The organism is Achromobacter sp. DMS1 (assembly GCF_001270295.1).
In genome coordinates this window covers 1-19,870 of the sequence record NZ_LHSJ01000045.1, presented here as the reverse complement: position 1 = coordinate 19,870, position 19,870 = coordinate 1, and the positions used below count along the sequence as shown (strand labels likewise).

General features: G+C 57.0%; 18 protein-coding genes and 1 pseudogene. 1 reads left to right on the top strand and 18 read right to left on the bottom strand.

Annotation, left to right across the window (positions count from 1 at the left end; translation table 11 throughout):
* Window positions 1-48 precede the first annotated feature (48 nt).
* The 13 genes from AD428_RS24585 to AD428_RS07605 all read right to left on the bottom strand — a co-directional run bounded on the left by AD428_RS24585 (window position 49) and on the right by AD428_RS07605 (window position 14,203).
* Window positions 49-1,005: an NAD-dependent epimerase/dehydratase family protein gene (locus AD428_RS24585; RefSeq protein WP_082308311.1), complete on the bottom strand. Its 957-nt coding sequence runs from the start codon at window positions 1,003-1,005 to the stop codon at window positions 49-51.
* Window positions 1,002-3,275 carry a glycosyltransferase gene (locus AD428_RS07660; RefSeq protein WP_082308310.1) on the bottom strand — a complete coding sequence of 758 codons (2,274 nt, stop codon included), beginning with the start codon at window positions 3,273-3,275 and terminating at the stop codon, window positions 1,002-1,004. The genes AD428_RS24585 and AD428_RS07660 overlap by 4 nt, the downstream gene beginning before the upstream one ends.
* A 258-nt stretch (window positions 3,276-3,533) precedes the next feature.
* Window positions 3,534-3,851, bottom strand: coding sequence for a hypothetical protein (locus tag AD428_RS07655; protein ID WP_053244740.1), 318 nt, complete (start codon window positions 3,849-3,851; stop codon window positions 3,534-3,536).
* A gap of 17 nt (window positions 3,852-3,868) precedes the next feature.
* A complete protein-coding gene (locus AD428_RS24580) occupies window positions 3,869-5,785 on the bottom strand; it encodes a methyltransferase domain-containing protein (RefSeq protein ID WP_082308308.1) in 1,917 nt (638 codons plus the stop codon).
* Window positions 5,779-7,173: an ABC transporter ATP-binding protein gene (locus tag AD428_RS07635; protein ID WP_053244736.1), complete on the bottom strand. Its 1,395-nt coding sequence runs from the start codon at window positions 7,171-7,173 to the stop codon at window positions 5,779-5,781. The genes AD428_RS24580 and AD428_RS07635 overlap by 7 nt, the downstream gene beginning before the upstream one ends.
* On the bottom strand, window positions 7,163-7,981 hold the full coding sequence (locus AD428_RS07630) for an ABC transporter permease (protein ID WP_053244735.1): 819 nt from the start codon (window positions 7,979-7,981) through the stop codon (window positions 7,163-7,165). The genes AD428_RS07635 and AD428_RS07630 overlap by 11 nt, the downstream gene beginning before the upstream one ends.
* The gene (galE, locus tag AD428_RS07625) at window positions 7,971-9,014 is read right to left on the bottom strand and encodes a UDP-glucose 4-epimerase GalE (RefSeq protein ID WP_053244734.1); all 1,044 of its coding nucleotides are present in this window, start codon (window positions 9,012-9,014) and stop codon (window positions 7,971-7,973) included. Before galE ends, AD428_RS07630 begins: the two co-directional genes overlap by 11 nt.
* Window positions 9,011-9,556 carry a dTDP-4-dehydrorhamnose 3,5-epimerase gene (rfbC, locus tag AD428_RS24575; protein ID WP_082308307.1) on the bottom strand — a complete coding sequence of 182 codons (546 nt, stop codon included), beginning with the start codon at window positions 9,554-9,556 and terminating at the stop codon, window positions 9,011-9,013. The genes galE and rfbC overlap by 4 nt, the downstream gene beginning before the upstream one ends.
* On the bottom strand, window positions 9,556-10,437 hold the full coding sequence (rfbA, locus tag AD428_RS07620) for a glucose-1-phosphate thymidylyltransferase RfbA (RefSeq protein WP_053244733.1): 882 nt from the start codon (window positions 10,435-10,437) through the stop codon (window positions 9,556-9,558). Before rfbA ends, rfbC begins: the two co-directional genes overlap by 1 nt.
* Entirely contained in the window at window positions 10,434-11,333 is a 900-nt protein-coding gene (rfbD, locus tag AD428_RS07615; protein ID WP_053244732.1) for a dTDP-4-dehydrorhamnose reductase, read from the bottom strand. The genes rfbA and rfbD overlap by 4 nt, the downstream gene beginning before the upstream one ends.
* 7 nt (window positions 11,334-11,340) lie before the next feature.
* Window positions 11,341-12,264 carry a glycosyltransferase family 2 protein gene (locus AD428_RS24570; RefSeq protein ID WP_235489422.1) on the bottom strand — a complete coding sequence of 308 codons (924 nt, stop codon included), beginning with the start codon at window positions 12,262-12,264 and terminating at the stop codon, window positions 11,341-11,343.
* A 139-nt stretch (window positions 12,265-12,403) separates the two neighbouring features.
* Window positions 12,404-13,465, bottom strand: a complete 1,062-nt coding sequence (gene rfbB, locus AD428_RS07610) for a dTDP-glucose 4,6-dehydratase (protein WP_053244731.1) — start codon at window positions 13,463-13,465, stop codon at window positions 12,404-12,406.
* A 177-nt stretch (window positions 13,466-13,642) separates the two neighbouring features.
* Window positions 13,643-14,203 carry a cob(I)yrinic acid a,c-diamide adenosyltransferase gene (locus AD428_RS07605; protein WP_053244730.1) on the bottom strand — a complete coding sequence of 187 codons (561 nt, stop codon included), beginning with the start codon at window positions 14,201-14,203 and terminating at the stop codon, window positions 13,643-13,645.
* Window positions 14,204-14,397: 194 nt separating this feature from the next.
* Between AD428_RS07605 and AD428_RS07600 the strand changes: the two genes are divergently transcribed.
* On the top strand, window positions 14,398-14,703 hold the full coding sequence (locus tag AD428_RS07600; protein WP_053244729.1) for a copper-binding protein: 306 nt from the start codon (window positions 14,398-14,400) through the stop codon (window positions 14,701-14,703).
* A 197-nt stretch (window positions 14,704-14,900) separates the two neighbouring features.
* On the opposite strand, the gene hslU is transcribed toward AD428_RS07600, so the two are convergent.
* The 5 genes and pseudogenes from hslU to AD428_RS07575 all read right to left on the bottom strand — a co-directional run bounded on the left by hslU (window position 14,901) and on the right by AD428_RS07575 (window position 19,484).
* A complete protein-coding gene (gene hslU / locus AD428_RS07595; protein ID WP_053244728.1) occupies window positions 14,901-16,235 on the bottom strand; it encodes an ATP-dependent protease ATPase subunit HslU in 1,335 nt (444 codons plus the stop codon).
* Window positions 16,236-16,294: 59 nt separating this feature from the next.
* A pseudogene (gene hslV / locus AD428_RS07590) lies at window positions 16,295-16,833 on the bottom strand (ATP-dependent protease subunit HslV).
* 150 nt (window positions 16,834-16,983) lie between these two features.
* A complete protein-coding gene (gene dksA / locus AD428_RS07585) occupies window positions 16,984-17,448 on the bottom strand; it encodes an RNA polymerase-binding protein DksA (RefSeq protein ID WP_053244727.1) in 465 nt (154 codons plus the stop codon).
* A gap of 131 nt (window positions 17,449-17,579) precedes the next feature.
* The gene (locus AD428_RS07580) at window positions 17,580-18,686 is read right to left on the bottom strand and encodes a CobW family GTP-binding protein (protein ID WP_053244726.1); all 1,107 of its coding nucleotides are present in this window, start codon (window positions 18,684-18,686) and stop codon (window positions 17,580-17,582) included.
* Window positions 18,687-18,983: 297 nt separating this feature from the next.
* A complete protein-coding gene (locus tag AD428_RS07575) occupies window positions 18,984-19,484 on the bottom strand; it encodes a Fur family transcriptional regulator (protein ID WP_053244725.1) in 501 nt (166 codons plus the stop codon).
* Window positions 19,485-19,870: the final 386 nt, after the last annotated feature.

Genomic DNA, 19,870 nt, shown 5'->3' with positions numbered 1-19,870 from the left:
AGTTTTCAACCGGCGTTGACAGGTAGGATGTCTCCGCGGCAAGGTGTGTCAGAGCGCGCGGGGATTATCAGAAAGCCATTTTGCAAAACGCGATATGCCGTCAATAAAGCGGACTTCAGGGGACCATGCCAACGAGCGGCACGCCGCATTGATGTCCAACACATTGGAAGGTACATCGAACGCCCGGCCCGGTAGGTACTTCCGTTCAATGGTCCGCCCGGTAACCTCTTCAATAGTATCCAGCAATTCATTTACCGAAACGCCGACGCCGGAGCCTATATTCACCACTCGCTCTTCGGTAAGCCCTGGCTCGATTGATCGAATCAACGCTCGAGTTACATCTGAAATATGAAGATAATCTCGGACGGATGTTCCGTCACCCCAGATTTCTACCGGCTCTCCCCTTAACGCCTTCCCTAAAAATATGGCAACCGCTCCCTGGCTGCCGTGCGTGAACTGCCTCTCACCGTAAGGGTTTGCCAATCGCAAAGCCTGATAATCCAGCCCATGAAGTACGCGATACATCTCCAAATACTTCTCTATCGCGAGCTTGGTGATGCCGTACGAGCAAATGGGTTCCGTGGGATGGTTCTCTGGGATGGGTGTGAACCGAGGATTGCCATACACCGTGCCGCCAGACGACGTAAAGATAATCTTGCGCACTCCCTGTCTAGCCGCGTGATCAAGAAGGCGAACCGTGCCTACAAGATTGCTCTGTATATCGTAGCAAGGGTTTCCGTTCGACGACTTCGGCAGTGTCGTTGATATCAGGTGGAAGCAAACATTACAATCCTCAAGCGCTGCCTCCACATCGTCGGAATTTTCGAAATTGCCCTGGAAAAATTCCAGACCATCCCGGGGTTGAGAAGCACGATGGTCTGCATGCAGCCGTCCAAAACTGCGAACGCGATGGCCGGCGTCGAGCAGACCATCGACGAGATGCGAGCCCACAAAGCCGCTTCCACCCAATACGAGGCAACGTAAAGACTTGGTATCGTGAATCATTGCTTCAGCCACTTGTCGGCTTTGAAAGAGAGAGCCAGCCGAATCATTTTCGCGATCAGCGGTCGAGATGCCAACGTCTTCAACCGCATAATGTCGCCCGCACTGAACTCGCCAGCGACGGCTGTGCTTTCGGCGTTGCTCGCGGCGGTGGCCACAACTGTCCCATCCCCGATGTAACCGATCTGGGGGTAAGTCATTGTCGGATTGTTCCAGAGGTAGCCTGGACCATTGGCATTCATCAGCATAAAGAGCTCGTTCCCGAAGCGTTGATAAATCTCCGGGTTCTTTTTCGCCAGTTGCTCGTACATGTACAGAACGGTGCTTCTTCTGAACTGCCGAGCCATGGAATTGTGGCGAACGCGGTAGTTGACGAGTGGATCTGGAATCGACACGCCTTTGTAGCCATGGCTAGCCATGCGGAGCCAAGCTTCATAATCTTCCATGCCAAACATCATTTCCTGATCATTGATGCCAGCCTGCAGAAAATCTTTCTTTCGCACGACCTGAAAGGCAGCAAGCATGTTGGCGGCCAAAAAATAAGGAAATTCGGTATCGAAATTGATCCAATACCCTTCGCTCTCGCCAACATAATTTATCCAGGAGTAGACAAAAGATACGTTGTCGTACTGACCCAATATATTTGCACACTGCGAATAATACGTCGGCAAGATGCAATCATCCGCGTCCAGGAAGGCGATATACTCACCTGTCGCTGCGCGAGCGCCGACATTGCGTGCGTTTGCCAAGCCGCCATTTTCGATATCCAGGATCCGGATATTTGGACTCGTGCGGCGAAGTTCTTTCAATAGTTGAATGGCGTCTGCATCCGTGCTGCCGTCATTGACAATGATAGTTTCGAGATCAGGATAGTCGCTTGCCTTTATGCTTGCCAGCGTCTCGGGAAGAAACGTTGCAAGGTTATAGAACGGTATGACGACCGAAATTCTCCCCGGAACATCGGCTGAATCGCTGGACTCCGCAGGCAAGGGGCGTGAGACCACCACATCCTCGTGGGCGAACGGATATTTGGCGGGTAGCAGACCGACGCGTGCGTTCGTGCGGGCCAGGTGCTGAACTCGCGTCTGTATGAAATTGGCCACGGAACACAGATCTCGAATTCTCAGGCGGCCATTTTGACCGACTTTCTCGAGCTCGGCGGGCGAGCTTTGCAGCGCTTTCAAAATGGTGTCTTGAAAGCCGTTGGGCTGGTCCCAGTCGAATACCCATCCGCACGATACATCGGTTCCAACCATTTCAGCTTGGCCACCCGACTTGGAGACTATTACGGGCCTGCCTAGCTCCATGGCCTGCATGCAAACGTATGGATAGTTCTCGTATATCGACGGTACTACGACAAGCCGCGCGGAACGAAAGATTGCGGGCAACTGATCAAGAGGGACAGGCTCGGAGAGCGTAAGCAAGCCTTGATCCATGAACGCAGAATACCTATTTTGAATATAGGTTTTCATGCTGATTTGTTTCGGCGACCAATGTGTATCACCGCCAACCATGCGCAAGCGAATTTTATGCCCGGCGTCCCAGAGGGACTTGAACGCACCAAGAAGCTGGACAACGCCCTTGCGATACTCGAGTCTACCGAGGTACACGCAATCAAATTCACTGCTATCCGCGCTTGTGCCGGTGCTCGTATCCACCTGCGTCTCAAAGTGCGGATACGGAATTACTTCAATTTCATTTTCGGTATATTGCTGTATCTTTCCCTTCAAGAACTCGGAGGGGCTCAGTACAGCGTCTGCCGCTCTGAGGCAGAACTTCTCGCATTGCCCCAGCCAGTAATTGGGGAACAAATGAGAAGGTTCTTGGTTGATCTGTGAAAGTTCGAAGACCGGAGTATGGGAGTAAATGACTATCTTGGTGGAAGCCAGTTCGGGTGTTCCCGCCAGCTTGCGCTTCAGCAAGAAATAAGCCATTGCACCGTAGTCCTGGACCTCGATCATGTCCGGCGTTATTCCAAGTGTCTTGATGCGGCCGATAATTTCGTCCGCAATGCAATAGGACATCAGATGCCAATAACCCAGCGCTGCCTGCAGCTTAGCGGGGGCCGAAACAGGGACGCGAACGAGATCAAATCGCTCTTGAAGCCTTTCCGTGCTGACTTCCGCTTGGCCCGGGTTGGCGCGCGTGAACACTGTCGCCGTATGACCAGATGTCGCCCAAGCTAAGCCGGCCTCCCAGCAGTACGTGCTAATGCCACCGCCGTACATGGGTGGAAACTCAGACGTTACGATCCAGACATTAAGGCTCTTCATTTATTGCAAATCCTGTTATTTCTTATGGTCTGCACGCGCAGTCGATATCTCACAGAAAATCAAAAAATATTTGTGCGATCTGATATCATAATGTAATTAAATTGTTTCGGCAACATTAACTTCAGGCCATATCGAGACATTTCGAGATACATGTTCTTTACTGATGTGAATGCTATCACTCGTCTCGCACGCCGTATTGCAAAATAATGCAAGCTGTCGTCCGCGAGATTGCCTGGAGATATCGTGCACGGTTGGAGCCTACGTTTCCTTCGGCGGTTGAATCACTGCCAACTGCTGAAGTAATGTTGCACGGCTTTCTTCAAGGTCCTTGATATATTGGCGCAACTCTTCCATCTGAATCTTTTGATCGTTGCGGCTTTGTTCCAGAGCAAGCACATACTTCCGCAGTTCGGACAGCTGCGTATTCTCTTGAGGGCCCTCAAGACGCCTTCTTTCGTGATCAAGGACGAGGGATGTCAAACGTTCTATTTCAGAGAGATAGTCACTTACCGTGTCCGAGAAAAAAGCGGCCGGCGCGACATGGAGACTGGCGGAGTGGCGTTCGGCTACGAGCATTCGTCCGCAGAACAACATCACGGTCGATGTTTCGCGCAAGACAAAGGCGGGGGGGGGAGCGCGGCCGTCGAAAAGTATTCAGCCAGTGCAGCTTGCAGCTCGGCTACGGTTCGCTGCCAAGTGCGATGCGCAGCCGGCATGTTGCCATCTGCCGCTTCCATTAGACCGAGCAAATAGCCCGCCTGTGCCGGCTTTGTGAGCAATGTGACGCTGAAACTTGCTGCATTTGCCCGAAGTATCCAGCGGAACAGCCGTTTCGCGTCGTCTCGATCGCCACGACTTAAGGCGAGCAGGGCTTGAACATAGGCAAGAGACACTCTCCAGCGGAGAACGTTGGGATTGGTGGACGCGGGATAGTCGATGTAGCGATTTATGGCATCGTTCACATCAGCATCAAGATCGATTTCTCGACCAACTGCGAGGTACGCGAGCACACAGAGTGCTGCTCCCGCGTCCGGGCTATGCGAAGCTGAAATAGCCAACGTCTCTTTGGCCCACTTTTCGCGAAGTCGTCCGTTCGAAGTTCGAGACCCGATGGTAACCATGCTTCGAACAAGCCAAGGATTCTCGTAATCCCGAGCAAAGGCCAGCGCATTTCCGCCGGCAAGACATTCCTCAGGAGTGTAGCTTCTTTCAACATAAGGGACGTTCAAGCCGCTGATTGGCGATTTTGCGGCAACACCCAATAACCATTCAGATTCAACGTTACTGTAGTCCTGGTCGAGAGGAATCTCTCGCAGGAGACGTTGACGTGGTACCCACTCGCATTTCCCGTTCGCGAGTTTCACTCGATCTGCGGTCTGCCCGAATAAATGTTCCACATCAAAATGTTTCTCCAGCTGAGAGGAGAACTTTTGAATGTCGTAGACGTGAAAATGGTAGGGGTTGGGATCCTCTCCTGTTTCGTCGCTCCAATCGTGGGGGACGCTCGATATTATTCTGCCGCTCGGGCGCAGGATGCGGTGAAACTCCTTCAAAAGATCTTCCGGCCGTTCGACGTGCTCCAGCGTTTCGAAGCAGACGACCACGTCGACACTGTTATCCGGTATGTCGACCAAACAATCCGGAAGAAACCCTTCCGAAAAGGCGACGGATGAGTCTTGACCAAAGCAAGTATTGGCGTAGGCGATTGCCGAGGGGCTCCCGTCAATGCCGCGGAAGGAAGAGCCGGCTGTCAGGCCCCTCAATGTGTAGGTACCGTAGCCAAGGCCACAGGCGGCGTCCAAGACGACGTCGCCAGCTCTGATGTACTTGGATGCGAAGTGATAACGCCCTACGTGCGCATCAGATCTCGTCCCGGTATCTCGGAGCATGTCCATGTGCAGACTGCGCTCTTCTTCCAATGCCGAGAGCGGGTACTTGGATTCAGCAAAATCCGAAATGCGCTCCAATAATATTGATATTATCGGACCATCATAATTCAGGCTCTCATAGCTGTTTATGGAATAGTAGGCGGGATGCTTTCGGAAGCCTGCTTGAAAGCACACCCGTTCCCACCATGCGCGATTCTGAACAGTCAGAAACGGTGGGTCCTGCTCGCCCTGAGACGTAGTGACTTGAAGCCAGACATAACGTCTGGTAACGCGTCGAATCTCGGCCAAGGCGTGGCCTATATTCTCAGCGGGGACATGCTCGAGGTAGTCGGTAACGAGAATAGTATGGAATTCGCCATCCTGAAAAGGGAGCTCAGTTGTCGGAACCGAGAAACTCTCTTCCGGGAGTTTCTCATGGTCATCTTGCGCGCCTGCGTGCGGCTCACTCAGGCCAACAGCTTCCACTCCGTGCAGTAGCAGTGCTGCTACATGGGCCGAGTTCATCTTGCCAAGACATAAAATTCGTGACATGCCGCAAGTGTTAATTACTCGCTCAATTCCGCCAACAACTGTCTGCGTTTTTGGGGGGGAATCGAATTTAGGTGAGTTTTCTTTTACCATTTTGCGTTCATCCTCAAATCCGCGACTCCACCAAAGAAATTCACGTCGCGATTCATCAGAACCTGGAAAAAAGCGGCCTCATCTATCCAGTGGAGCACGCGCTGAGCCATGTAGTCCGGCGTTTCCTCAAAAGTCACCGTTGCCTGTATTTCATACAGATTCATACCCAACGGACAGTCGCAGGATAATTCGACCGAAAAGGTTTCGCCGGCAGAAAATTTTTTTTCCCAAAACATGGGCACATCGGAGGCCGAGGCCCTTGACCTCATGTCCTGATTCAATGTACCCCATGAGTAGATCTTGATGCCTTCCTTATTGCGAATTCTTACGCCAACATTCAGGTTCGTGACCGGCCTAAGGGCCTCGCAGGTTATTCGTACGCGGATTTCGTCGCCAGGGAAGAAGACGGTTGAGTCTTGCCCTTCGCCATTCAGGGTTTCGACCTTGACGATCTTTACTTCTCCATCGCCAAAACTCAGCTTGTCCGAACGCGGCGCAGCGGCGGGGGAGACAGTATCTGAGCTGCCTGCGGGTTGATCTGCACTGTCCGCCGGAGGCTCAGGAGTTGCTGCGGCCTGGGCCTTCGCCGCCAGTTGTTTTGTGGCCGCGGTGAAGTAGGAAGATTCCTCGTCGTGAAGTTGGCGCCGATACTCCAAAACCACGTCCGAGGACTTGCCCCACGTGACCGTGCGCCCTTGCTTGAGAAGCAGGGCGCGGCTGGTCAGGGTCCGCACGCTTTCCTGGTCATGCGAAACGAAAAGCAGAGTTGTGCCATCCGATACCAATTTCTCGATGCGCCTGAAGCAGCGCTTCTGGAAAAGGGCGTCACCAACCGCCAGCGCTTCGTCCACCACGAGAATATCGGGTTCCACTTGGACCTGTACGGCAAAGGCCAGTCGAATCAGCATGCCGCTTGAATACGTTTTTACGGGTTGATCGATAAAGTCGCCGATATCCGCGAACGAAGCGATAGCATCAAATCTATCGTCTACCTGATGGCCGCTCAATCCCAGAAGTGCGCCATTCATGTAGACGTTTTCTCTCCCTGTGAACTCAGGATTGAAGCCAGAACCCAACTCGAGCAGTGCGGCGATGCGCCCCTTAGTCTCAACGCTACCAGCGGTCGGCGATAGCGTTCCGCAAATCATTTGCAGAAGGGTGGATTTCCCGGAACCATTGCGTCCAAGAATGCCGACACTTTCGCCTTTCTTAACCTCAAAGGATACGTCGCGAAGTGCCCAAAACTCTCGAAAATAGTTGCGAGGCTCGCTTCCGATCGCCCGCTGAAAATTCGGGATAAAGAACTGCTTAAGTCTATCCCTGGGGGATGAGTATATCTGGTAGCACTTGCTAAGGTTCTCTACGGTAATGACAATATCAGAGGACATCAGCAAATCCTTTTCGCATTTTTTGGAAACACATAAACCCAAGCCAAGCAATCACGGCGGCAGTCAGGGTATATTGCCCATATAGCAACCAATCCGGCGTCTTTCCCCAAATCAGCGCGTTGCGCACTGCTTCGACGACTGGGGTCATGGGGTTCATCATCATGAATCCCTGATACTCCTCAGGAAGTGCCGAAATCGGGTAGAAGATGGGCGAAAGGAACATGAGCGCCATTGTCAGGATGCTGATTACCTGTCCAACATCACGAAGAAAAACGCCCAATGATGCCAATATCCAGGTTATTCCGAGCGTAAATAACAATAGCGGAAAAATTATTATTGGCAGCAACAGGGCGGTGTAGGGAGGGTTGCCGAGAAAAATCAGACAAAACAATAGCCACACTATCATGCTGATAAAGAAATGAAACAGCGCCGCGCCAAGGGCCACGGCGGGCAGAATCTCCAACGGAAATATGACTTTCTTGACGTAGTTCGTATTCGCCAAAATCAGGCTGGGTGCTCTATTAATCACCTCGGCGAAAAGGTTGAAAACCATGAGCCCCGCAAACAAAATGATTGCGAATTGAGTCTTGGACTCGCTTCCTCCAGGCCATCGAGACTTGAACACCACGCTAAACATGAAGGTGTAAACAAGCAGCATGAACACTGGGTTAAAAAATGACCAGATGATTCCGAGAAAGGAACCCTTGTATCGCCCCAGGACATCTCGTTTGACCAAGGTCTTGATAAGTCCCCGGTTGTTCCAGAGACTGCTTGCTAGCGCAATTGGGGAGCCGCTATTACGTTGCATTTTTAATCGCGAAATCGTTGTTTGAGGCGTACCCTGCGGGGTTGAGGTGCTGCCAACGCCAATGGTCTGCACACATGGTCTTTAAATTTCGTTCCGCCCGCCATTGCAAAATAGACTCGGCATGCTTGGTGCCCGCAAAGCAGGCTGCAACGTCGCCAGATCGCCGTGGAAAGAACTCGTGTGCGATGGTCTTGCCGCTAGCCTCCTCGAAGGCGCGCAATACTTCGAGTACGCTATATCCTCGCCCGGTCCCCAGATTAAGTTCAATACACTGAGGGGGCATTATCTTCTCTATCGCCCTCAGGTGCCCGGTAGCCAGATCGACGACATGTATGTAATCGCGTACTCCAGTGCCATCGGGGGTCGGATAATCGTTGCCCCAGATATTCAATTTTTCGCGCATCCCGACAGCGACTTGGGCGATAAAGGGCATCAAATTGCTTGGGGTACCCTTGGGGTCTTCGCCAATAAGTCCGCTTTCATGCGCCCCTACGGGGTTGAAGTAGCGCAATATTGTGATGTTCCAATCCGGATATGCGTGGAAGTGGTCCCTCAACATATCCTCGGCGATCAGCTTGGTTCGTCCGTATGGATTCGTGGCAGATAAGGGATGTGCTTCCTCTATCGGCAGCGATTGCGGTTCGCCATAAACGGTTGCCGATGAGCTGAACACCAGCTTCTTTACGCCGGTGGCCTGCATTGCATTCAGCAAGGTGTAGGTGCCAACGACGTTGTTATCGTAATAGATCAGCGGGTTCTTGACGGATTCTCCGACAGCCTTCAATCCGGCGAAATGAATCACGGATTCGCATTGGCTGTGGCGAAGAGCGTGTTCAAGCGTGCTTCCATCTCGAACATCTCCTTCAATGAACTCGATGCTTCCTTTCGCGAGCCTCTCTACTCGCTCGAGGCCCAGGCGACTGCTGTTTGAGAGGTTGTCGTAAACAAATACCTTGTGCCCGGCCTGTAGCAATTCCAAACAGGTATGGGTGCCAATGTAGCCCGCGCCACCAGTTACGAATACGGTGCTCATGTAAATAATTCCGCGGAGCTAAGAGGAAGACCTTGTTCGTCGGACACTGATAGTATCGGCGGGATGGAAATTGGCCATTGTATATCTAGCGAATTGTCGTTCCAGGCGATGCAACGCTCATGCTGCGGTGCATAGTAATCGGTTGTTTTGTATAGAACTTCCGCCACGTCGGAGAGGACGAGAAATCCATGAGCAAATCCCGGCGGAATCCAAAGCTGTCGCTTATTATCCGCAGACAATATCTCGCCCACCCATTTTCCGAAGGTCGGGGAGGACCGGCGTATATCCACTGCAACATCGAATACTTCACCTGAGAGTACGCGAAGAAGCTTGCCTTGGGAGTTCTTGATTTGATAGTGCAGTCCGCGCAATACATTCTTCATGGATAAAGACTGATTGTCCTGGACGAATTCAACTTTTCCCTCAATTATCGTTTCAAACGCGCGATGGTTGAAGCTCTCAAAGAAATATCCGCGCCTATCCTTGAAGAGCTTGGGTTCGATAACCTTGACATCTGGAATTTCCAGAGAGATCGCTCTCATTAATATATCCTTTCATGGAGGAGGCGCTTCAGGTATTGGCCATAGCCGGTCTTCTGGAGAGCGGTGGCTAGTTCGTCAAGCTGCTCCGCGGTAATCCATTTCTGCCTATATGCGATTTCTTCGGGGCATGCCACCTTCAAGCCTTGGCGGTTTTCCAATGTGGAGATGAATTGGCTTGCCTCCAGCAAGGATTCATGGGTGCCTGTATCCAACCACGCATAGCCGCGGCCCATTATCTCGACAGACAAGTTGCCTTGTTCGAGATAGACTCGATTCACATCGGTGATTTCGAGTTCGCCACGTGGCGACGGTTTTATCTGTTTGGCGATGTCCACGACCTGCTGGTCATAGAAATATAGGCCTGTGACCGCGTAATTCGACTTGGGCGTCTTCGGTTTTTCTTCCAGAGAAAGCGCCTTGCCGTCGGCGTCAAACTCCGCTACGCCGTAACGTTCCGGATCATGCACGTGGTAGGTGAATACGCTAGCACCGGCGTTGCGCTTATTGGCGTTGCTCAGCAGATTGGCGAAATCGTGGCCATAGAAGATGTTGTCCCCGAGCACGAGTGCCGAGTGTGAGTTGTTCAGAAATGACTCACCGATGATGAACGCCTGGGCCAAGCCATCAGGAGACGGCTGGACTGCATATTGCAGGTTAAGTCCCCACTGTTCTCCCGAGCCTAATAGCTGTTGGAATCGCGGGATGTCTTGCGGAGTTGAAATGATCAGGATGTCTTGAATTCCGGTCAGCATCAGGGTGCTGAGAGGATAGTAGATCATCGGTTTGTCGTATACAGGCAATAACTGTTTACTGATCGCCAGCGTCGCTGGATGTAAACGGGTGCCAGAGCCCCCGGCGAGAATGACGCCTTTGCGGTTCATGCAGAATACTCCAACGATGTGGTCAGTTGATCCACGGTGCGGTTCACGTGGACAGTCCAATTGGGGAACTGTAGCAATAACGCGTTGCTCAGGGCGGTGGTGTCCAGGCGAGAATTTTTTGGGCGAGGTGCGGGCAGAGGATAAGCATCCGTGGGTATACGTTGGATTTTCTCTGCGGTTGTCCTGAGCCTCGCGCCATTGGCGGCGGCACGCGCCACGATGTGGCAGGCCAAGCCATGCCAAGTGGTTTGCCCTGCAGCGGTCAGATGATAGATGCCCCTCTTGCACAGACCATGGCGATAGCCAGCAATAGCCAATGCTGTCACATCGGCTATCAGCTCGGCCGAAGTCGGAGCGCCATGTTGGTCGGCGACAATATTCAGCGTCTCACGCTCTTTGGCCAAGCGCAGGATCGTCTTGACGAAATTACTCCCGTGAGCAGAAAACACCCAGCTTGTGCGGAGGATCAGGAATTGGCAGCCGCTGGCTATGATCGCCTCTTCGCCTTGGCGCTTGGTGTGTCCATAGACGCTCAGCGGATTTGGGGTGTCGGACGGTGTGTAGGGCGCGGTTTTGGCGCCGTCGAAAACGTAGTCCGTGGAATAGTGCACGAGCAGCGCGCCGCGTGCCTTCGCGTACTTGGCTATCTCCGCCACCGACTCCGCATTGATCGCACGTGCCGAACTTGCGTTGGTTTCCGCTTTGTCGACCGCAGTATAGGCAGCTGCATTCACGATGATGTCGGGTGAGTGAGCTTCCAATACTCCGCGCAGGGTCGCAGGCTTTTCAAGATTGGCCTGGATACGATCCAACGCTATCAACTCGCCCTGCGGCAGTAGCGTGCGTTGCAGTTCATTACCGACTTGTCCGGTCTTACCCAAAAGAAGAATTTTCATAAGGGCCTTAAATCCGGTTGAGAATCGCTGCAATCACCAGGCCGAGGTTGCCGAATCCAGTCTGCCGATAAATTCCAGAACGCAATATACCGAATACGCGGGGAATCAAGCGACGTTGACGCGCCGATACAAAACGATTGAAGACGGAACGACTATCTTGCGACAAGCTTGAAATAATGGGCTGCATCGCCACAATGTGCTGGTCATTCCATGTTTTCAGGTGGCCTCGGAACAGCTTGCCGATTCGGTCGAGCCGAGCTTGCAGGCTGGCATTGGCGCCAATCAGGTTTTGGGCGTGTTGTCGATAGAGCAGGGATGGTATCGGATCGTAAAGCACCTTTCCGCCACATCCGCTGACCACGATGTAGATCCACCAATCATGAGCTGCGACCTTCACGTGTGGGCCAGCGGCCTTCAACAAATTGCGAGCAGCGTTGTTGAAGACCATGGTATTGCCTCCGCCGACGTTTTGCACCAAGGCATTGCGAAACGATGGTGGGCGCGTAAACAACGGCGAGTAACCGAGTTTGCCGCCATCTTCGTCAACCAGTTCCGTACGGGTGCAATATAGCGCGGGCACGTCCTGCGGCACGGATTTCAACCATCGGACAGCTCGTTCCAACTTGTCCGCATGCCAGATATCATCTTGATCGGACAGGGCGTAGTAGTCGGCGGCGATTTCCTCGCGGCAAATGAGTGACATGAAATTGGCGGCAAAACCCTTGCGTGGCCCCGCCCGTACGCGCAAGCGGTCTGGTCCCCAAGTCTGCTGATAGAATCCCAGAACATTTTGTGTCTTGTCCTTGGAACCGTCGTCCGAAACCCATACGCTCCATGCCGTATGCGATTGAGCGCCGAACGAGTCAAGCTGTTCAGGAAGATACTGCTCTCCCTGATAGGTACACAGAAGGATTGCGACGTTGTGGCTCACCGTGCCATCCACGAAAGAAGTCGGTTGCCGGCACGTGCGGTTGCTCGCCGCGTTATTGGCGGATACTTGTGTTGAAGTAGAGAAGCACACATGATGAGGGAGGGCTGCACTCGAGCTGGAGCGCAATCCGTTCGAGCGTTCAGTCTTCGTACTGGGTATTGACCCAGTCGCGGTATGCGCCGCTGGTGATGTTGGCGACCCAGTCCTGATTGGCCAAGTACCATTCGACGGTCTTGCGGATCCCGGAATCGAAGGTTTCCGCAGGCTTCCATCCCAGTTCACGTTCCAGCCGCGTCGCATCAATGGCGTAGCGCTGGTCGTGACCAGGTCTATCCTTGACGAAGGTTATCTGACTCTTATAGGACTGGCCATCGGCTCGAGGACTGAGTTCGTCCAGGAGGGCGCAAAGCGTGTGGACGACGTCGAGGTTAGCCTTTTCGTTCCAGCCTCCCACGTTGTAGGTCTCACCCAATTGGCCATCAGCGAGCACGCGACGGATCGCCGTGCAATGATCCTTCACGTATAGCCAGTCGCGAATCTGTTGGCCGTCGCCGTAGATGGGCAAAGGCTTACCGGCCAGCGCATTGTGGATTACCAGCGGGATTAACTTTTCCGGGAAATGATAGGGACCGTAATTGTTTGAGCAATTGGTTGTGAGCACCGGTAGGCCATAGGTGTGGTGGTAGGCTCGCACCAAGTGGTCGCTGGCGGCCTTGCTGGCCGAGTATGGGCTATTGGGCTTGTAGCGGTTGGTTTCGCTGAAGGCGGGATCGTCTTTTTCCAGCGATCCGTAGACTTCGTCGGTCGATACGTGCAGGAAGCGGAACGCGTTGCGCTCATCTTCCGGCAGGCCGGTCCAATAAGCGCGCACGGCTTCCAGCAGGTGGAAGGTGCCCACGATGTTGGTCTGGATGAATTCGCCGGGGCCATGAATCGAACGGTCCACGTGCGATTCGGCTGCAAAATTCAGGACGGCGCGGGGTTTATGCTCTGCCAACAGGCGGCTGACCAGGTCAAAGTCGCCAATGTCGCCTTGGACCAGCTTGTGAGCGGTATTGCCCTTGAGCGAAGCCAGGTTTTCGGGGTTGCCTGCGTAGGTGAGCTTGTCCAGCGTTACGACCGGTTCGCTGCTTTCCCGAAACCAGTCGAGTACAAAATTGGAGCCGATAAAACCTGCTCCGCCAGTAACAATGATACTCATTCTTGCGTAGTCCTTGAGCGTTGAGCGTGAGCGCAAACCCGTTGATTAACTCTCAATTATGCCGCAAGTGCATTAGCGCAACCTAACAAATGAAACAAGCCGTGCGGTGAAATTGAGACGTTACAGAACCCACCTCCATCAATGGTCGGGATTCCATCTTGCATTTCATCTCAGGAGTTACGTGGCCTTACGCGCATTGGGGCTGGCCCAGAACACATCGGCCACTCCCTGGGCGCGATTGATGCAACGAGCAAGGACAAAGAGCAGGTCCGATAGCCGGTTCAGGTACTGCCGTACTGGTGGGTTTACCTGATCGGTGCGAGCCAGCGTCACGACGGCACGTTCGGCGCGGCGGCACACCGTGCGAGCCACGTGCGCCTGCGCCGAGCCGCGGGAACCGCCCGGCAGGATGAATTCGCGCAAGGGCGGCAGGGTCTTGTTGTAGTGGGCCAGGCGCGCATCCAGACGGACGATGTGTTCATCCGTCAGCGCAGTGTGGCCCGGGATGCAGAGTTCCGCGCCCATGTCGAACAAGTCGTGTTGAATGGTCAGCAGGTCAGCGGATATCTCGGCGGGCAAGTCTTCGGTCAGCAGGACGCCGATCACGCTGTTCAATTCGTCAACATCGCCGATCGCCGCGATGCGCACGGCATCCTTGGGCGTACGGGATCCGTCCCCAAGACCCGTGGTGCCGTCGTCTCCCGTGCGGGTGGCAATGACAGATAGGCGGTTGGCCATGAAAATTCCTGAAATAGTGACGAATGGTTCGGATTTTGTGTCGGCCGGGGAGGGCGGGCGTGCGGCCCGCGGGACGCAATCAATGGTCAGGACTGTTGCGTTCCTTTCGGGTGACTGTTGCACAAGGGCGGTATCCTAGCATTCCGTCAGGCCGGGGCCGTTGTCGGGCCGGGGCCGAAACTGGAGGATAAAGCATGGCTTTCAACCGCAAATACGCAACGCCGATGGCGGTGGCGACCGCGATGGCCGTGGTGTCGCTGGCGACGCCGCTGGCGTTTGCGCAGCAGGCGGAGGCCAGCGGCGAGGTGCGCCGCGTGGACCCGGCCGCCGGGAAGGTGACGATCAAGCACGACGCGATCAAGGCGCTGGACCTGCCAGCCATGACGCTGGTGTATCAGGCCGATCCGGCGCTGCTGGCGAAGATCAAGGCGGGCGACAAGGTGAAGTTCACCGCCGAGCGCAAGGACGGCAAGTACGTGGTGACGTCGATCAGCAACTAGGGTGGCGCGGCCTGGGGCCGCGCGTGCCGGGTCGGTCGGGCGGCCTTGCCGGCGATTCTTGCCGTGGCCCTCGTCGGGCGCTATCGCCGGTCATTCTGGCCGGCCGCCCGCAAAACAGAAAGCCGGAACCGCCTTGCGGCGGGTTCCGGCTTTTTTCGCGCCTGACGCTGAGGGGGCGGCGCGCCTCGCGAATGCCCTTACAGCACGTAGCGCGCCAGGTCCTGGCTGCTCGCGGCTTCCGACAACTGGGCGTTGACGTAGGCGGCGTCGATCTTGACGTGCTTGTCCTGGCTGGACGTGGCGTCGAAGGACAGTTCCTCGAGCAGTTTCTCCATCACCGTGTACAGGCGGCGAGCGCCGATGTTCTCGGTGGTTTCGTTGACCTCGAAAGCCAGTTCCGCCAGGCGGCGCACGCCGTCCTCGGTGAATTCCAGCTCGAGGTCCTCGGTGGCCATGAGCGCCTTGTACTGCTTGGTCAGCGACGCGTCCGTGTCGGACAGGATGCGCACGAAGTCTTCGGCCGTCAGCGAGTCGAGTTCGACGCGGATGGGGAAGCGGCCCTGCAGCTCGGGGATCAGGTCGGACGGGCGCGACAGGTGGAAGGCGCCGGACGCGATGAACAGGATGTGATCGGTGCGGACCATGCCGTAGCGCGTGTTGACCGTGGTGCCTTCGACCAGCGGCAGCAGGTCGCGCTGCACGCCCTGGCGCGAGACGTCGGCGCCGCCGGTTTCCTGGCGGGCCGCGATCTTGTCGATTTCGTCCAGGAACACGATGCCGTTCTGTTCGACGTTGGTGATCGCCACCGAGCGCAGGTCTTCTTCGTTGACGCGCTTGGCGGCTTCTTCTTCGACGATCAGCTTGAAGGCTTCGCGCACCTTCATTTTCTTGGGCTTTTTCTTGTCGCGGGCCAGGCCGGCGAACATGCCGCGCAGCTGCTCGGCCATTTCCTCCATGCCCGGGGGCGTCATGACGTCCATCTGCGGCACGGCCTGGGCCACTTCGATCTCGATTTCGAGGTCGTCGATCTTGCCTTCGCGCAGGCGCTTGCGGAAGGTCTGGCGGGCGCTGCTGTCTTCGCCGCGTTCGGGTTCGCCGTTGGCGCCGCGCGGCGGCGGGACGAGGGCGTCGAGGATGCGGTCTTCGGCGGCGTCTTCGGCCTGGGTGCGCACGCGGCGCATTTCCATCTCGCGGGTCTGCTTGATGGAGTATTCGGTGAGGTCGCGGATGATGGTGTCCACGTCGCGGCCCACGTAGCCGACCTCGGTGAACTTGGTGGCCTCGATCTTGATGAATGGGGCGTTTGCAAGCTTGGCCAGGCGGCGGGCGATTTCGGTCTTGCCCACGCCGGTGGGGCCGATCATGAGGATGTTCTTGGGGTGGATTTCATGGCGCAGCGGCTCGGCCACCTGCTGGCGGCGCCAGCGGTTGCGCAGCGCCACGGCCACGGCCCGCTTGGCGCGGTTCTGGCCGATGATGTATTTGTCGAGTTCGGAGACGATTTCTCCGGGCGTCATGGTGGAAGCGGACATGAGGCGGATCCTTGGGGCGGAGCGGGCCGGCGGCGCGGGACGCCGCCGCCGGGCGGGCGTCAGGCGCCCAGCGTTTCGATGACGTGATTCTGGTTGGTGTAGATGCAGAGGTCGCCCGCGATCTCGAGCGATTGCTTGACGATGTCCTCGGGCGGCAGCTCGGTGTTGCGCAACAGCGCCAGGGCGGCGGACTGGGCGTAGGCGCCGCCGGAGCCGATGGCGGCCAGGCCATGCTCGGGCTCGAGGACGTCGCCGTTGCCGGTGAGCACCAGCGTGTGTTCGGCGTCGGCCACGATGAGCATGGCCTCGAGGCGGCGCAGTACGCGGTCGGTGCGCCAGTCGCGGGTGAGTTCGACGGCGGCGCGCATCAGGTTGCCCTGGTGCTTTTCGAGCTTGGCTTCGAAACGTTCCTGCAGGGTGAAGGCGTCGGCCGTGGCGCGGCGAAGCCGGCCAGGATCTTGTCTTGGTACAGGCGGCGAATCTTGCGTGCGGTGCCCTTGATGACGACGTTGCCCAGGGTGACCTGGCCATCGCCGCCAAGCGCGACGCGGTTGCCGCGTCGCACGCACACGATGGTGGTGGCGTGAAATTGTTCCATGCGTTCCTTCCTTTGAAAGGACTAGCTGGGGGCAGTGGGGCGGAAATCAAGACTTGCGTGCGGGCCGCGCGCGCAAAAGAAAAAGGCCATGCTGGCAGACCAGCATAGCCTTTCACCCGGCGCGTTGAAAACGGGACGGATCGGTGGAGATCAGTCGCCGTAGAGCTTCTGGCGCATTTCGCGGCGTTCCTGGGCTTCCAGCGACAGCGTGGCGGTGGGACGGGCCAGCAGGCGCGGGATGCCGATGGGTTCGCCCGTTTCTTCGCACCAGCCGTATTCGCCGCTTTCGATGCGGGCGATGGATTGCTGGACTTTCTTCAGGAGCTTGCGTTCGCGGTCGCGGGTGCGCAGTTCCAGGGCGTGTTCTTCCTCGATGGTGGCGCGGTCGGCCGGGTCGGGCACGAACTGCGTTTCGCGCAGGTGCTCGGTGGTTTCGCCCGCGTTGGCGAGGATGTCCTGTTCGAGTTGTTTGAGCCGCTCCTTGAAGAACGCCAGCTGGCGCTCGTTCATGTAATCGGACTCGGGCATGGCCAGCATTTCCTCTTCGCTGGGCAGATCAATCGCCGTATCGCTCGTCGACTTGCTTGATTTCTTGGTTGCTGCCTTGGTAGCCATGAAAACACTCCACTATGAATCGATCCTGGCGCGGGTGTCCCTGTTCCCGACCGTGTTGCTGATTGCCTACGCTATCCGTACCTCACAGTACTGCCATCGTCGCGTTGCGTCACGTTCCGAGAAAGGGGGGTTTACCCCGCCAGGCACTGCTCCAAGCCCCGGGTGAAAATTTCCTGGGGCAGCTTGCGGCCGATGAACACCATTTTCGTGGACGGTTTTTCGGCCGCGGTCCACGGCTTGCCGGGTTCGGCGCCCATCATCATGTGCACGCCCTGGAACAGCATGCGGCGGTTGATGCCCTTCATGTACAGGATGCCCTTGTACCGAAGCAGGTCGGGTCCGTAGACCTGCACCACGCCGCCCAGGAATTCCTCGAGCCGGACGGGATCGAAGGGCTTGTTCGAGCGGAACACGAAGGCGCCGATCTCGTCGTCGTGGTGGTGATGGTGATGATGGTGGGGATGATTGCAATGCGCCCCGCATTCGCCCTCGTGGTCATGATCGTGGCCGTGATCGTGGCCATGATCGTGGCCGTGGCCATGGGCGGCGTCGGGATGCTCATCGGCCAGGAAGTCCGGGTCGATGTCGAGAATGGAATTCAGGTTGAAGCCGCTGATGTCGATGATGGACTTCAGGTCGGCCTCGCCGAAGTTGACCGGCGTGATGGGCGCGCGCGGGTTCATGTGCACCAGGCGCGAGCGCAGGGCCTCGTAGTCGACTTCGTTGACCAGGTCTTTCTTCGAGATGAGGATGCGGTCGGCGAAGCCGACCTGCTTCTGGGCCTCGGGCTGCTCGTCCAGCGTGGCCATGCCGTGCTTGGCGTCGACCACCGTGACCACCGCGTCCAGGCGGTAGTACTCGGCGATGTCGTCGTCCATGAAGAACGTCTGGCACACGGGGCCGGGGTTGGCCATGCCGGTGGTTTCGATAATGACGCGCTCGAAGTTCAGCGCGCCGGATTCGCGCTTGGCGCGCAGGTCGGACAGCGTGCGCATCAGGTCGCCGCGCACCGTGCAGCAGACGCAGCCGTTGGACAGCTCGATGATTTCTTCGTTGCTGTCCTGCACCAGCAGGTCGTTGTCGATGCTTTCGGGCCCGAATTCGTTTTCGATGACCGCCACGCGGCGGCCGTGGAATTCGGTGAGGATGCGTTTGAGCAGGGTGGTCTTGCCCGCACCGAGAAAGCCGGTGAGGATGGTGACGGGAACCATTTTGTCCAAACTGCGCGGGGTGTTCATGGCGAAGCGGCTAGCGTGAAGTCAAGGCGTCGGACACCAGGCCGGTGGGGCTGGATGGCGCGGGCGCCGGATGGGTGCCGGACGGGGCGCCAGGTGTCTTGGGCCACGGGCTGCGAAGGCCGCCAATCGCGGCCGGACGCAGGATTACAGCACAGTCGGCGGCGGGGGGCAAACCCCGGGCCAACCCGGGGGGCGCGTCCGTCCGGATCGCGGCTGTACGCCGTCAAGTATCGGGCGATACCATCAATTGGGGGCGGGTTGCAGGAAATCAAGAGCCCCGCGCGGGCGGGCCCGCGGTCAGTGGTGATGGTGGTGATGGCCCTCGGCCGGCTGCTTTTGCTGGCACTGGGGGCAGAGGGCGCGGATTTCGGTTTCGTGCGTGGCCAGGACGTAGCCCGTCCGGGCCACGCGCTCGGCGAGCTGGCGGCTCATGGCGGGGTCGCTCAGTTCGGCCACGGCGCCGCAGCCGGTGCAGACGACCAGCAGGTCGTGCGGGGCGCCGCCGGCATCATGACAGGCGCTCCAGGCATTGACCGCGTCCAGGCGATGGATGAGGCCTTCGTCCATGAGGAAGTCCAGCGCGCGGTAGACCGTGGGGGGCGCCGCGCCGGGGTGCACGGCGCGCATGGCGTCGAGCAGCTCGTAGGCCTTCAGGCTGCGGCCGTGGCGCAGCAGGAGTTCGAGCACCTTGCGGCGGATGGGGGTGAGACGCCGGCCGCGCTGCTCGCACAACGCCTCGGCGACGCTGAGCTGGGCGCCTACGCTGTCGTTGTCGGGAGAACCGGAAGAGGCGGGCATGGCGGGCTGTTCAGGAAAAGAAAAAGACGGCGCGCGGAGCGCGATGCCAGGAAGGTATCAGAAAACACTTACGTATGGGCACGCAGGCCGTCTTCAAGCCAGTTTGGTTATGATATAACATATTGATTTCCACCCGGCCCGCATCCGGTTTTCCGCCTCCATCGTCTTCCCATGCCGTATTTCCCGCCTTCGGCGCCTTCCGGCTCCGCTCCCGGAGCGCCCGCGCGCCGTTCCGCCTTCCTGGTTTCCGCCTGGCGCCGCATGGCGTGGGCGCTTGCCGCCGTGGCGGGCCTCTGGCTGCTGACGGGTTGGGCGCTGGGATGGTGGCCGGCATGACGGCCGTCCTGGCGTCCGGGCATGGGCATGGGGCCGGATGCGTGCAGGCG